The sequence below is a fragment of the Streptococcus sp. NLN64 genome, assembly GCF_015831295.1.
GTDB lineage: Bacteria > Bacillota > Bacilli > Lactobacillales > Streptococcaceae > Streptococcus.
Genome location: NZ_JADXDQ010000043.1, coordinates 1 through 15,183 on the forward strand (window position 1 = coordinate 1; position 15,183 = coordinate 15,183).

13 protein-coding genes are annotated in these 15,183 nt (G+C 41.1%); all 13 read left to right on the plus strand.

All coding sequences use genetic code 11. From position 1 onward, the window contains the following. The first annotated feature begins 181 nt into the window (after positions 1 to 181). Positions 182 to 1,462, plus strand: a complete 1,281-nt coding sequence (locus I2503_RS06940; RefSeq protein ID WP_348769625.1) for an SH3 domain-containing protein — start codon at positions 182 to 184, stop codon at positions 1,460 to 1,462. Between the two features lie 15 nt (positions 1,463 to 1,477). Continuing rightward, positions 1,478 to 2,167, plus strand: coding sequence for a DUF6287 domain-containing protein (locus tag I2503_RS06945; RefSeq protein WP_196092323.1), 690 nt, complete (start codon positions 1,478 to 1,480; stop codon positions 2,165 to 2,167). Positions 2,168 to 2,933: 766 nt separating this feature from the next. After that, the gene (ugpC, locus tag I2503_RS06950) at positions 2,934 to 4,070 is read left to right on the plus strand and encodes a sn-glycerol-3-phosphate ABC transporter ATP-binding protein UgpC (protein ID WP_196091731.1); all 1,137 of its coding nucleotides are present in this window, start codon (positions 2,934 to 2,936) and stop codon (positions 4,068 to 4,070) included. Between the two features lie 21 nt (positions 4,071 to 4,091). Next, positions 4,092 to 4,802, plus strand: coding sequence for an N-acetylmannosamine-6-phosphate 2-epimerase (locus tag I2503_RS06955; protein WP_196091732.1), 711 nt, complete (start codon positions 4,092 to 4,094; stop codon positions 4,800 to 4,802). Positions 4,803 to 4,809: 7 nt separating this feature from the next. After that, a complete protein-coding gene (locus I2503_RS06960) occupies positions 4,810 to 6,120 on the plus strand; it encodes an ABC transporter substrate-binding protein (protein ID WP_196091733.1) in 1,311 nt (436 codons plus the stop codon). Between the two features lie 273 nt (positions 6,121 to 6,393). Beyond that, positions 6,394 to 6,651, plus strand: coding sequence for a hypothetical protein (locus I2503_RS06965; RefSeq protein ID WP_196967474.1), 258 nt, complete (start codon positions 6,394 to 6,396; stop codon positions 6,649 to 6,651). Between the two features lie 176 nt (positions 6,652 to 6,827). After that, a complete protein-coding gene (locus tag I2503_RS06970) occupies positions 6,828 to 7,736 on the plus strand; it encodes a sugar ABC transporter permease (protein ID WP_196091757.1) in 909 nt (302 codons plus the stop codon). Between the two features lie 5 nt (positions 7,737 to 7,741). Further along, on the plus strand, positions 7,742 to 8,575 hold the full coding sequence (locus tag I2503_RS06975) for a carbohydrate ABC transporter permease (protein ID WP_196091734.1): 834 nt from the start codon (positions 7,742 to 7,744) through the stop codon (positions 8,573 to 8,575). A gap of 4 nt (positions 8,576 to 8,579) precedes the next feature. Continuing rightward, positions 8,580 to 9,239, plus strand: coding sequence for a hypothetical protein (locus tag I2503_RS06980; protein WP_196967475.1), 660 nt, complete (start codon positions 8,580 to 8,582; stop codon positions 9,237 to 9,239). Beyond that, positions 9,226 to 10,140: a dihydrodipicolinate synthase family protein gene (locus I2503_RS06985; protein ID WP_196967476.1), complete on the plus strand. Its 915-nt coding sequence runs from the start codon at positions 9,226 to 9,228 to the stop codon at positions 10,138 to 10,140. Before I2503_RS06980 ends, I2503_RS06985 begins: the two co-directional genes overlap by 14 nt. A 746-nt stretch (positions 10,141 to 10,886) precedes the next feature. Continuing rightward, positions 10,887 to 11,780 (plus strand): ROK family protein, encoded by an 894-nt coding sequence (locus tag I2503_RS06990; protein WP_196967477.1) that lies wholly within the window; start codon positions 10,887 to 10,889, stop codon positions 11,778 to 11,780. Between the two features lie 70 nt (positions 11,781 to 11,850). Beyond that, positions 11,851 to 12,684, plus strand: coding sequence for a MurR/RpiR family transcriptional regulator (locus tag I2503_RS06995; protein ID WP_196967478.1), 834 nt, complete (start codon positions 11,851 to 11,853; stop codon positions 12,682 to 12,684). A 453-nt stretch (positions 12,685 to 13,137) separates the two neighbouring features. Continuing rightward, the gene (locus I2503_RS07000) at positions 13,138 to 14,958 is read left to right on the plus strand and encodes an acyltransferase family protein (protein ID WP_196091739.1); all 1,821 of its coding nucleotides are present in this window, start codon (positions 13,138 to 13,140) and stop codon (positions 14,956 to 14,958) included. Positions 14,959 to 15,183 lie beyond the last annotated feature (225 nt).

The following is a 15,183-nucleotide window of genomic DNA, read 5'->3' on the forward strand; positions in this document are numbered from 1 at the left end:
CCAGTTTTAGTTACAGGCTCGGCAAAGCCCTAATAAACTTACGGATTTGTATTGCTCATCTTTATTATATACCTAAACTAATTTTCCGTCATGAGTTAGCAGGCGAAGCCTGCTTGGAGTTTTAGTTGGAGCTCCAAGTGTAGTTTATGGAGATGAGTCAACGGCTTCTGACTTGGAATTGGTGGTATCTAATGTAGGTGAATCAGATTCAAGGCAGGAAATTGAGACTTCGGAAGTGGTAAATGTCACTTCGATTGCTGATGCTAATTTTGTAGGTACTACTGAGGTTTCAGAAGGTATCCAAGAGGATGAAATTCAAATAGAGAGCAAAAGGCAATCTGTTTTATCAAATACGGAAGATTACTTACCTCATGATGAAAAGAAGGATAATTTAGTAAATGATACAGTTGTGGAGACAGAAACTCAACAGGATTCTGAAAAACAGAGCACTACTAAGGATATAGAGGAAGTTGGTGATTTATCTGTTGAGAAAAATAGTGACACACACGGTAATCACGCTCCAAAAGTAGAAGTTAATAGTGCATTTCGAAGAAATTCTGCTAGAACACTTATTGGGGATAACTATAGATGGAAACATACGGCATATGATGCATGGGGGTATCCATCAGGTCAGTGTACATCGTTTGTGGCTTTTCGGTTAGCTGAAACTAATGGTTTTAGCAATGTGGCATATCTTGGGAATGCTGGAGATTGGGGATATACTGCGAAGTCTCGTGGTGCCTATGTAGATAATACGCCTGCCGTAGGCTCAGTTGCATGGTTTGCTCCATCTGCATTTGGCGCAGATAGTAATTATGGCCATGTTGCATGGGTAGCAGCTATTGACAGGAATTATGTCATTATTGAAGAGTATAATATCAATTGGAGTAAGTCTTACAATAGCAGACGTATATTAGCTTCTCTTGTGACAGGTTATATTCACTTTAAAGATTTGCAATCTCCAAATAGTAATACGACATCTCCAATTGTTGATTCCACACCTGATACTTTAGCACCTTCCGGAAGCTATTATTTTACTAAACGAGCAGCTGTAAAAAATGAACCGAAAATTTCTGCTGTCGACATGGCTTATTATGAGAGTGGTATGTCTGTAAACTATGATAAAGTTCTAGAAGCAGATGGCTATCGTTGGTTAAGTTATTTATCATTCCAAGGAAATCGTCGTTATATCCCGATTGAGCAATTAAAAGTAGTTTCTTCGAATATCAATGTACCTACACCAGATAGCAATACCAGTGGTAGTATCTTAGCATCTAGTGGAACATATGTTTTTGTGAAGAGAAGTCCAATCAAAAACGAAGCAAAAATCAATGCAGTTGATATTGCCTATTATGATGTTGGTTCATCTGTAAATTACGATAAAGTTTTAGAAGCAGATGGATATCGTTGGCTAAGTTATATTTCAAATTCAGGAGTTCGTCGTTATATCGCCATTACTTAGAAGGAGGGGAGATATATGAGAAAATACATCATCTGCTTAACCGCACTTCTCTTATTAGCAGGCTGCTCTACAACTCAGAAGTCGGAAAAAACCGCTAGTTCTTCATCCTCTATTGTTCAAAAATCTAGCAGTCAAAAGTCAACTTCAAGTACCAAAGCCAGCTCAAAAGGGGCAAGCGCTTCTACTGCAAAAGTAGCCAAAGATCAAGCAGCTGCGCCTGCAAATGCAGCTTCTACACCAGCTGTAACCACTGAAACAAATGCTCCGAATAATGTTCAGGTCAATGGAACTTCTGAAATGGCTGCTCCTTCTCAAAATCAAGTAGAACAGCCTTCTCAACCAAGTATCCCAACCCCTGAGGTGAATGTAGGAGCTGCCCTCCTTGCGGGTGATTTTTCATCCGTGGCTGGAGTTTGGCAAGATGAGTTTGGGAATCAATTAGTTGTAGATGCTGCAGGTAATGTCCATGTGGCAATGGCTGCTGGTGACCATATACCAGAAGTAGCGCGTGAAAATTTGACCCGTGATTTGTTTGTATATAAAGATGTTGCATCTTGGGATGGAACTGTCTATAGTGCATCAATGGGAAATGAATACCATACTTCTGGACTTCCAAGTTTTATGGTGAATCCAGAAAGTGGCACAGTTTCCTTAGTGAATGAACATTTTGAAACCTACACCGGTACCTTTTCTCGTATCCAATAAGAGGAATCAAAGTCGGAATTTTAAAATGACCTTGAGTTATTCGTGAAAACTATTTCAAAAAACAAATGTGAATTGTCGAATTGCCGTACTTCAGTACTGTCAATCAAGTAGGACCTCATCAATTTGAGGTGTATCCGTTTTAGTGATTTAATCTTAAGTTTATCAGTTCAAAAAAGACAGAGGTAGCGGCTAGAGGTTGAGACAAAAGTCTCAACCTTATTTATTTATTTTCAAATAAAAGACTATATAACATTAAAAACTAAAAAAGTATAGCAGATAGGAGAGCGAAGCAACTAACGATAGTTCGCCCTTATTGAGAGAACATTTCATGTTCTCTAATCCAGAAACTCAAAGAGTCAATCCCTGAGCCTTAAAACAAGAAAGCGAAGACAGTCTAGGGATAGACTATTTGTACCTGAGCCTAACAATAAAAGAGCGAGGTCGTTTTGGGGAGAAACCGTTTCAGTTTACAACATGAAATAAAGACTTGTAACGAACAATTTTTTTGCGAAAATCGTTCTGTCTCACTCTCTAGCCCTCTTTTTTTGCAGTGTATAGCCATTAGAATTTGTTTCCGAATCGTAAGAGATTGGAGAAACATTATGTGTTTGTTCGTCTGAAAGAACTTTCATCCCCTTCTCGAAATAGTGAGTTTTAGGAACTGTGACCAGAATTGTAAAATTGATTGTAAACGCTTTCTATTCGATATATAATAGGCTTGAAGATAAGTAAGTTAGTATTATATGTGACAACAAGGAGGAAAGTGATGACAGAGTTGCAATTGAATCATTTGTATAAACGTTATCCCAATAGTACTTTTTACTCAGTGGAGGATTTTGATTTGCAGATTCAAGATCGGGAATTCATTGTTTTTGTAGGACCATCTGGTTGTGGAAAGTCAACTACTTTAAGAATGATTGCCGGTTTAGAAGATATCACAGAAGGAGAGCTTTATATTGGTGATCAATTGGTTAATGACATTGCTCCCAAAGATCGTGACATCGCCATGGTTTTTCAGAATTATGCTCTCTATCCACATATGACGGTTTATGAAAATATGGCATTTGGCTTGAAATTGAGAAAATATACCAAGGAAGATATTGATCAACGTGTAAAAGAAGCGGCAGAGATTTTAGGGTTAAAGGAATTTCTAAATCGAAAACCGGCAGATTTATCAGGTGGTCAGCGTCAGAGGGTTGCAATGGGGAGAGCCATTGTGCGTGATGCAAAGGTTTTCTTGATGGATGAACCCTTATCGAATTTAGATGCGAAGTTACGGGTTTCTATGAGGGCAGAGATTGCTAAAATTCATAAGCGTATCGGTGCTACAACAATCTATGTAACGCATGATCAAACAGAGGCTATGACGTTGGCGGACAGAATTGTCATTATGAGTGCCACAAAAAATACAGAGGGAACTGGGACAATTGGTAGGATTGAACAGATCGGGACGCCGCAAGAACTGTACAATGAGCCCAAGAATATGTTTGTTGCAGGTTTTATTGGGAGCCCTGCCATGAATTTCTTTACAGTGGATGTATCTCGCAATCTCATTTCTGATGGGAATCAATTTAGCGTAACCTTACCTGAGGGAATCCAGAAAATGCTGCAAGCGCAAGATCAATTGCATAAAAAATTGATATTTGGAATCAGACCAGAGGCCATCTCAGCAGATCCGATTGCCTTAGAGACTTTCCCCCAAGCTGTTATTGAAGCTGAGGTCATTGTTGCAGAGTTATTGGGGAGCGATTCAATTCTCTATTGTAAGATTGGGGAACAAGAATTTGCTGCGCGAGTGGATGCTGCCAACCATGTTGTAGCTGGTCAAAAGGTATCGTTAGCCTTTAATATCAGTAAAGGACACTTTTTTGATCCGGAAACAGGGATTCGCATTTTCAACTAGGTAGAAAGGTGATGAGAAGTATTGAGAGATAAAAAGAAGTCACTGTTTAAAGAACAAGTGGCAGGAGGAATTATTGTTTCTTGTCAAGCTTTACCAGGAGAACCCTTGTATCGTACTGAGGGAGGGGTCATTCCTTTGTTGGCGCAAGCTGCTGAAGAGGGTGGAGCGCGTGGATTGCGGGCAAATAGTGTGAGGGATATTCAAGAAATTAAAGAAGTTTCGGATTTGCCTATTATCGGTATTATTAAGCGGGACTATCCCCCACAAGAACCTTTTATTACAGCAACTATGCGAGAGGTTGATGAGTTGGCTCAAATAGGTGTAGATGTGATAGCGCTTGATTGTACGCATCGTGAACGGTATGATGGACGGCCTCTTTTTGAATTTTTAAAAGAAATTCAAGAAAAATATCCAGAGCAATTATGGATGGCGGATATCTCTACCTTAGAAGAAGGACGAGCGGCAGCGGAGGCGGGAATCGATTTTATTGGGACGACCTTATCTGGCTATACATCTTATAGCCGTCAGGAGGATGGACCTGATTTTGAGTTAATCCGACAATTGGTTGAAGAAGGATTTGATGTGATTGCTGAGGGGAAAATTCATAGTCCTGAGCAGGCAAGGATGGTCTATGATTTAGGAGTTACGAGCCTTGTAGTTGGAGGGGCCATAACGCGCCCTAAAGAAATTACGGAACGATTTGTAGCTGCAATTCAAGCAGATAGAAAGTAGGTTATTTATGAAAATGCAGAAAGTTTTGGCTGGATTTTTAACGGCATCAGCAGTTGTTTTTTTAACAGCTTGTGGTTCGTCAGAGTCAGGGGGACAAAATGCGAGTAAAGATGGAGGAAAGACTGAGATTACCTGGTGGGCCTTTCCTGTCTTTACTCAAGAAAAAGCTAGTGATGGTGTAGGAACTTATGAAAAGCGGTTAATTGAGGCCTTTGAAGCCAAACATCCAGATGTAAAAATTAATTTAGAGACCATTGATTTTAAATCAGGTCCTGAGAAAATTACGACAGCCATTGAAGCGGGTACAGCTCCAGATATCCTATTTGATGCTCCAGGCCGGATTATTCAATATGGTAAAAATGGGAAATTGGAAAATCTCGATGATCTTTTTACTGAGGAATTTGAAAAAGATGTTGCAACTCCTGAGGTTCTCCAAGCTAGTAAAGCCGGGGATACAGCTTACATGTATCCAATTAGCTCCGCTCCATTCTACATGGCACTGAATAAAGAAATGCTGAAAGAGGCCGGTGTTTTGGACCTTGTAAAAGAGGGATGGACAACAGATGATTTTGAAAAAGTCTTAAAAGCCTTAAAAGACAAAGGCTATCAGCCAGGATCGTTATTCAGCAATGGTCAAGGTGGGGATCAAGGAACCCGTGCTTTCCTAGCTAATATTGGCGGTGGAGCTGTCACAGATCCAGAAGTAACGCGCTATACAACAGATAGTCCAGAATTTATTGCGGCCTTGGAGAAAGCTCAAGAATGGTTAGACAAAGGGTATTTGGCAAATGGTTCTCAATTTGATGGTGGAACGGATATTCAAAACTTTGCAAATGGACAGACTTCCTACACTCTTTTGTGGACACCGGCACAACAAGGGATTCAAGAAAAATTACTTCAAGCTAGTGGGGTAGAGGTTGTTGAAATTCCATTCCCTGCTCCAAAAGGTCAACCATCCTTGGAATATCTCGTGAATGGTTTTGCTGTCTTTAAAAATGGGGATGCACAAAAAGTTAAATATGCCAAAGAGTTTGTTCAGTTTATTGCAGATGATAAGGAGTGGGGACCTAAGAATGTTGTTCGAACAGGAGCCTTCCCAGTTCGTGTTTCTTATGGAAAATTATATGATGATGAACGCATGGATCGTATTGGCTCATGGACACAGTACTATTCACCTTATTACAATACAATAGATGGTTTTGCGGAAATGCGTACACTTTGGTTCCCAATGCTACAAGCAGTCTCAAATGGAGATGAGAAACCGGAGCAAGCATTGAAAGACTTTACAAAGAAAGCAAATGAAACAATTCATGAATAGTAGTTGTTAAAAGAGAGCGGATTCAAACGGCAACATTAAAATTTTAGTGTATGAGTGGGCTAGTTGACTTGGCTGTTTTCAGAGTTCAAAGGGTCAGTGATTGGCTCTTTGAGCTTCTTGAGAAGAGAGTCGAGAAATGCTGTTTTGCAAGTATCATTTGGCGACTATGGCAGTAGACAATGCTATTAGAGCAATCTCACCCATTGCATCAAGGTTGGTTAGATACTCTTTCAAAATCTCTTTAGCCTTGTCAGACCCGTAGCCCAGGAGACTATGGGAAGTTCGAGGTATAAAAAAGCAGAGCTTTTGTCAGATTTGCGCCCGTCAGTGTTGTTTGTAGCTTATCCTCGAAGTAGTTCGAAATCTGAAACGAATTTTAATCCAGGAATTGGATTAAAATTTATAGGTAATGAAGCAAGCATCGCTTGCCATCAATCCGATGGAGACAGTTCAACAGGTCTGGGAGACCTGTTGAATCTTATCAATAAGCGTGCAATGCACGCAATCAATAAGTTCGGCGACGAGGATTAACACATTCAGACTTTGAAATGTAATGAGTATGACTTTCTCTGAACATACTTGCGACAGTATATTTGCACGCAAGTAATCAGGTTTGCCCTAGGGTGCTAATCGTGATTCGTTTTTGAACGGATTAGAGTATAAAATCAGAAGATTGAGCTTGTTGCCCCATTCTCTTTCCCACTACCATTTTTGAAGGGAGGTTCCTTGTGAAATTATCGAAGCTTCGTTTACAGGAAACGATTGTTGCTTACAGTTTCCTGGCTCCAATTTTATTGTTTTTTACTTGTTTTGTCTTGGCACCGATGATTATGGGATTTGTGACTAGTTTTTTTGATTACTCTATGACTAGTTTTGAGTTTATTGGTTTTGAAAATTACAGTCGCCTATTTCAGGATTCGGTATTTTTGAAGTCTTTGTGGAATACTTTGCTAATTGTGATTGGATCAGTACCTATTGTAGTATTCTTTTCATTATTTGTGGCTTCCCAGACTTACCAACAACATGTAATTTCCCGCTCTTTTTACCGCTTTGTTTTTTTCTTACCAGTGGTAACAGGAAGTGTTGCTGTTACAGTTGTATGGAAGTGGATTTATGATCCTTTATCTGGAATTTTAAATTTTGTTTTAAAATCATCTCATATTATTGAACAGAATATTTCCTGGTTGGGAGATAAACAGTGGGCTTTGCTGGCTATCATTATCATCTTACTCACAACATCTGTTGGTCAGCCGATTATTTTGTACATAGCAGCGATGGGGAATATTGATCATTCTTTAGTTGAAGCTGCTAGGGTTGATGGAGCCACGGAGTCTCAAGTTTTTTGGAATGTGAAATGGCCAAGCTTACTTCCAACAACCTTGTATATTGCAATCATTACAACGATTAATTCATTTCAGTGTTTCGCCTTGATACAGTTGCTGACTTCTGGTGGTCCCAATTATGCAACGAGCACGTTAATGTATTATTTGTACGAAAAAGCCTTCCAATTGACAGAGTATGGTTATGCGAATACGATTGGTGTCGTTTTAGCCGTCATCATCGCTCTTGTTAGCTTTGTTCAATTAAGACTATTTGGAAATGAAGTGGATTACTAGGAGGCATGAGGATGAAGAGTAGGCTAAGTGTATTTAAAATTTTGTCAACTGTAATCTTACTGGCGTTGACCTTATTTTTCATTTTTCCTTTTTACTGGATTTTAACAGGGGCGTTTAAGTCACAACCGGATACGATTGTCATTCCTCCGCAATGGTGGCCGTCTCAACCAACTTGGGAAAATTTTGAGCAACTCTTATTTCAAAATCCAGCTACGCATTGGTTATGGAATTCCATTTTTATATCCACAGCGACCATGTTGCTAGTTTGTGTAACATCATCATTGGCTGGTTATGTATTGGCTAAAAAACGTTTTTATGGTCAAAGATGGTTGTTCTTGCTATTTGTAGCTTCAATGGCCTTGCCTAAGCAGGTGATCTTAGTTCCTTTGGTACGTATTGTTAATTTTCTAGGGATACATGATAGTTTGGCAGCAGTAATTCTACCGCTAGTAGGATGGCCTTTCGGAGTTTTTTTGATGAAGCAGTTCAGTGAAAATATTCCGACAGAATTGCTTGAATCAGCTAAAATTGACGGCTGTGGAGAGCTCTCAACCTTTTGGAATGTAGCCTTTCCGATTGTGAAACCAGGTTTTGCAGCTTTAGCAATCTTTACCTTTATCAATACTTGGAATGATTATTTTATGCAACTTGTCATGTTGACATCGAGGGAGAATTTAACTATTTCTCTGGGAGTCGCCACCATGCAAGCTGAAATGGCTACCAATTATGGTGTGATTATGGCTGGGGCTGCTCTAGCTTCGGTACCGATTGTGGTAGTCTTCCTACTGTTCCAAAAGTCATTTACACAAGGAATTACGATGGGGGCAGTGAAAGGATAATGAGATGAATCGGGAAACATGGACAAGGCTCTTTCGAACAGATCAGTGGTTGTGGCTGAGAGCAAATCAGATTTTTCATGTATTATTGTTAAATTTTTGTTGGCTTTTGGGTACTCTACCGGTTATTACTTGGGGGGTTACTCGTCTTGCTTTGGTAAGAGCTTTACAGACATGGAATCCCCAGGAAGTGACTCAAGTGGCTATTCCTTTTATAGCAATGATCAGAGATTATTGGAGAAGGGGATTGGTATTAGGGGGGCTTGATCTATTTCTTCGATTTCTCTGCATTGGCTGTTTTCTAATCGTACTGCCTCAAACGGATCCCTTATTTCTTTTCTGGAAAATTGCACTCCTACCAATTTACTTGTGGATTGATTTGTATTTCTTTTATGCCTATCCTTTAGTAGCTAGGGGAGTGTGGGGGTGGTATCCGCTGTGTATGCAGATTTTGGGGCAGTTGGTGGGGCACCCTGTGCGGAATCTCGTTTTGTTAATGATTCCGGTTTTAGTAGCCTTCTGCTGCTTGAGTCACGGGGTTAGTCTGCTGCTTTATCTATTTTTTCAATGTACAATTGGGCAAGCTTTATGGGCCTGGATACAAGTGTGGGCTACGGGCAAGAGTGTAGTGGATGAAAATGGAGAAAATGTGAATGAGTTTATTTAAATATAAAGGAATTATTCCAGCTTTGTATGCTTGTTATGATGAAGAGGGGGAAGTGGATTCCGTAAGGATTCAGAAATTGGTTCGGTACTACATGACCCAGGGAGTTAGAGGGCTTTATGTGAATGGTTCTTCAGGAGAGTGTATTTATCAAAATGTGGCAGATCGAAAAAAGATTCTTGAGGCAGTGATGGAGGTGGCGTCTGGCTCCTTAACGATTATTAACCATGTTGCGTGTAATAATACCAGAGATAGTGTGGAGCTTGCCAAGCATTCTGAAAAACTGGGAGTAGATGCTATCGCAGCAATTCCACCAATTTATTTTAAACTCTCGGAGGAGGCGATAGCAGATTACTGGAATACCATTAGTAAAGCTGCACCCAACACGGACTTCATTCTTTACAATATACCTCAACTAGCAGGAGTTGCTCTAACAGAAAAATTATACAAAAAGATGTTGGATAATCCCTGCGTGATAGGGGTTAAAAACTCTTCCTTGTCTGTTCAAGACATTCAACTATTTTCCCAAATAGGAGGAGATGAAAGAATCGTCTTTAATGGCCCAGATGAACAGTATATAGCTGGAAGAGTCATGGGCGCTGAAGCAGGAATTGGTGGTACCTATGGCGTTATGCCAGCTCTATTTGTGAAATTAGAGGAATTTATTCAAAACAATCAGCTAATCAAAGCTAGAGATTTACAAAAAAAGCTGAATCAAGTAATCGCATTATTGACCAGTGGTCGAAGTCATCTATATGCTTTAGCGAAGGAGGTCTTATCCCGAAAAGAAGGTCTAGCCTTGGGATCGGTGCGAGCGCCCCTCCCTGCTTTTCAAAAGGAGGATGAGAAACTGGTGACGCAGATTATTGCCTTACTTCTAGAAATTGAGGCAACTCTGTTGTAAGGAGCTCATAAATATTTTTAATACTCGAAACAGTTCGAAATCTGAAACGAATTTTAATCCAGGAATTGGATTAAAATTTATAGATAATGAAGCAAGCATCGCTTGCCATCAATCCGATGAAGACAGTTCAACAGGTCTGGGAGACCTGTTGAATCTTATCAATAAGCGTGCAATGCACGCAATCAATAAGTTCGGCGAAGAGGATTAACACATTCAGATTTTGAAATGTAATGAGTATAAGAACCTTTGAAACCTTCTATTTTCCCCCAATCGAGGTATGAAAACTTTGTTGAATCAACCTTTGGGATGTTTAAGAATTTAGTTTTTCAAGGGTTCCTTTAGAGGTTGGGACGATAGTCTCAACCTTCCTCTTTTATATTCGAAACAGTTCGAAATTTGAAAAAGCAATCCGATGAAGACAGAACTGCGGGTTCGGCGAAGAGGATTATACTCTTTTAGTTTATCTTTTATTACTGTGTTAGCTCGCCTTGCCGTAATTCAGTACTGTCTGCGACTCGCTGCCTTGTACTAAAAGCAAACTAAAAGACTATAAAATCGTTCTGTCTCACTCTCTTCGAGTTCGGTTTCAAGTTGCTTTGAGTATTCTGATTGAAATGAAATTGGTATATGTGAATTGCTTTCTATAGTATTCTAGAGCTAAGATTGGACGATGGTTCATCTGGTTTTTGAAGAGTATCTGAAACTAGCAATTTTTCACAGGAGTATATTTTGAAGGAGAAAATAAGATGCGTATTGTAGGGATTGATATAGGCGGCACAACTATCAAAGCAGATATTTATGATAATCATGGAAAATCGTATGGCTATTTCAGAGAAGAAAAAACAGCTATTGATAAGGGAAAGCAGCAAAATGGGATTGTAGGACAAGTTCTGGCCATTCTAGCAGATTATCAAAAAGAAGTTGTGCTTGATGGGATTGCCCTTTCAACAGCCGGTGTGGTGGACTCTCATAAAGGAGAAATTCTTTATGCTGGACCAAGTATTCCTGCTTATCAAGGAGTTAATTTTCGAAAGGAGATAGGGGACAAGCTTGGGATTCCTGTTGCTGTTGAGAATGATGTCAATTGTGCTGTTTTGGCAGAAGCTTGGCTAGGTGCAGCCCAGGGAAAACAGGATGTCGTCATGGTGACGGTAGGTACTGGAATTGGTGGAGGATTTCTTCAATCTGGCCATCTTGTCAGAGGCTCTACATTCACGGGGGGCGAGATAGGCTATATTCCAATAGGAGAGACAACATGGCAAGATGTGGCGTCCACAACGGCCTTGATTGAGGATTATGAACAGTCTACGGGTCTAGGGGGAATCAATGGAAAAGATGTATGCGATGCTGTGGATCAGGGAAATTCTCTAGCAGAGGCAGTGCTGGATCAATTTATCGATCATCTAGCGACAGGGTTACTGACTTTATCTTATGCCTTAAACCCAGAGATATTACTGATTGGTGGAGGGATTTCAGCTCGCTCTGATTTACTTTTACCACGACTGGAAAAAGTGATGAAAAATCGGATTCAAAATATTCGATTCCTCCCAGCTGTTATTGCAAAAGCCGCTTTGGGAAACGAAGCTGGTCGTATTGGAGCTGTTCGCCATTTTCTCAATCAATATGGGGAAGAATCCTGATCTTTGAGGATAAAAGATTGAAAACGCTTTATTTTTTCTCTATACTAAGTATAGAGAGAGGAGGGAGCGCGTGAAATTTTTACCTATAAAAAGAATGATTGAGCTTCATTATGATGAATTGACATGTACGGAGAAGGATATTGCGGACTTTTTTCTGGAGTCTGAACAATCTTTAAATTTTTTGAGGGCTCAGTGTCTAGCTAAACATTTACATGTTTCAGAATCGAGTTTGACACGATTTGCTCAAAAATGTGGTTTCTCAGGTTACCGAGAATTTATTTACCAATTGAAAGAACAACAGGAACAGATGAAGGCTACTTTTAATCCGGCCTTATCGAGTACAACGATACGTATCTTATCAGATTATGAGCAGATTCTTGACACGAGTCAATCCTTATTATCAGAAGTACAAATTGATTGGATGATTCATCACTTGGAACAAGCTAAGCGCGTTTATTTCTACGGAAAAGGATTCTCGGGCTTAGTTGCTCGAGAATTTAGTATCCGTTTTTTACGTTTGGGACTTGTATCTGAGGCGATTATCCATGACGACATGCTGCACTGGATAGATGGCGTTATTGATGAAAGTTGTTTGGTGATTGGTTTATCTGTTTCTGGTCAGACTCAATCTGTCCGCTCAGCTTTAGAGAAGGCCAAGAAGAAAGGGGCCAGTACTTGCTTAATCACAACGCAATATCATCGAATGGATTATGTTGACTGTCTTTTTAGAGTAGCCTCTACAAGACATTTAAATTATGGCAATCGCATTTCTCCTCAATTGCCTTTGTCCATTGCCTTAGATGTTGTATTTGCTTATTTTTTAGATTATGGAGAGAGGGAGAAGAAACAGGCTCTATATGAACGCTCTCTTATCCCAGGCGATGACCCATTACTGGATATTTAGAATTGATTCCCGTGAACTGTTTATTTTGCCCTTGTCAAGCCGCCTTGTTGAAACCATTGATTGCGTGCATCGCATATCTCGCCCAGAAGGATTTATTGACCTATCGTCATTAACTTTCTTAGCCATTTTATGGAAGGATTGGAGTAGTCCAATTTTGTTGCCTCAACTGGAGCTGTGAGTGTGGAAGAATTTTTCTTTTTTATGGACGATAGTCTTTTAGTACAAGGCAGCGAGTCGTAGACTGGTCAAAATCACTGGGTAGATTTTGAGTTTGCTGATACAGCTTTCGAAGAAAGTTTCAAAGAAGTACAGCAAGACGAGTTAACACAGCAATAAAAGATAAACGAAAAGAGAATATAAGGTCTAGCTCCCCAGTTTTCCCACTCTATTTGGAATGTAACCGCATTTACGGTATAATATTAAAAAATAGGAAAAGTTCAGTTAGGAGTTTTTATGCGGATACGCTGGTTTTCTTGCGTTCGGGTCTTGGGGCTTTTGTGGGTCTTGCTCTACCATTTTTATCCCAAGTATTTTCCGGGTGGCTTTATTGGGGTGGATGTCTTTTTCACCTTCTCAGGTTTTCTGATTACCGCCCTCATTATTGATGAGGTGGAGCGCACGGGTCAGGTGAATATGAAATCCTTCCTGCGGCGGCGTTTGTATCGGATTGTACCTCCGGTGGTTCTGATGCTTTTGATTACGATTCCTCTGTCTTGGTTGGTTCGTTTGGAGTACATCACGGACTTGCCGACACAGGTGGCAGGGGTCTTGGGGTATGTGACCAACCTTTATGAGATGCTGACAGGTGGGAATTACGAGGACCAGTTTATCCCCCATCTCTTTGTTCACAATTGGAGTTTGGCGGTGGAGGTTCATTTCTACCTGCTCTGGTCCTTCCTCCTCTATCGCCTTGCCAAGCGTTCTCGCAATGCCTATCAGTTTAGAGGCAGCATCATAACCTTATCCATTCCTCTTTTGGTTCTTTCTTATGGAACCATGGTGTTGGGACTTTTAGCCGGAGCGAGTCCGTCTATGCTTTATTTTGCCAGCCTCAGTCATCTTTTTCCCTTCTTTTTTGGAAGTTTATTAGCGGCGATGACTGGTGTCTCCTCGCTGTCTCTGTCCTTTGAAAAGCGCTTGAAGCATTCCAACTGGCTGGGAATTGTGCTGGGAAGCTTGGTCGGTGTGGGTATTCTGGCCAGTCTGCTAATCCTGCTGCGCTTTGACCAGCCTGTGACCTACCTGGGGGGCTTTGCCTTGGCAGCCCTAGGAGCGACCTTCCTGATCCGCAGTATGCGTCTGCTCCACAATCAATTGCCAGATGTTAAAGAACCAGCCTGGTTGACCTTCTTGGCAGATACTTCCTACGGGGTCTATCTCTTCCACTGGCCTCTGTACATTATCTTTAAGGACCAAATGGTTCACTGGCAAGCGGTTTTCCTCACAGTCCTCCTCTCTTACACCTTTGCTTCTTTTTCTTTTTACATTATGGAACCCATCTTGGCAGGTCGTCAGCACTTCAATAAGCCGGCCCGCATCATTATGGGTATAGCACTGGTTGGCTTGGTGACGGCTAGTGGTGTTCGCCTCTACCAGGCGCCTGCCATGACCAACTTTGCCCGCGACATGGCGGGGAATAACATGGCCCAATCTGCACAAGGATTGGAACGCCTCTATTATCAAGTCAATCCCTCCGCACGGATTGAGAAGCTAGAAGAAGATCAGGAAATCGAGAGCCTGTCCGTTGATGGCGGCCTCTCCCTGATTGGAGATTCCGTGGCCCTAAGGGCTAATGCCCAACTCAACCAAGCCTTCCCAGACGGCAACATCGACGCCGCTGGCAGCCGCAACCTGACCCAGGCGCGTGAGATTATGAACGACCAAGCTAGATCAGGAATCTTGGGGCAGACAGTCGTCATTGGTGTCGGGGTGAACATCGTGGACAATTATAAGGAAGAATTGGACGGCATCGTCAAGGACCTCCCTAAAGGCCACCGCCTTGTCCTCATCACCCCTTACGATGGAAACTCTGACCAGTACATCGAAGCAACCGCAGAAGAAACCTGGAAATATGAACTGAAACTCGCCCAAAAACATACATTTATCACCCTGGCTGACTGGCATAAAGTCTCCCTCGACCACCCTGAAATGTGGGAAGACAGCGACAACATCCACTTCGGTGGCACCGGCGAAGCCATCCAAGAAGGTGCTAAAATTTATACCCAAACCGTCCGCCAAGTAGTCGAAGCTGCACAAGATGGAGCGGTGAAATAAGGATTGTAAGAGACCGACCAGAAAGCTGGCGGTCTTTTTTTGTAGGGCTTTAGAAATGCTCGATTTGGATCTTTGAAGTTCTGAAGCTGTAGGAGAAGTGTAAGCGCCCAATAACAAGGTATATTGAAAAACTCCAAGATCATAAGCAGGTTGCTTTTGATCTTGGAGTTTTCTTTATCTACAATTTTCTTGGATTCTTGGAGTCCATGGTAAATAAGCCTCCAG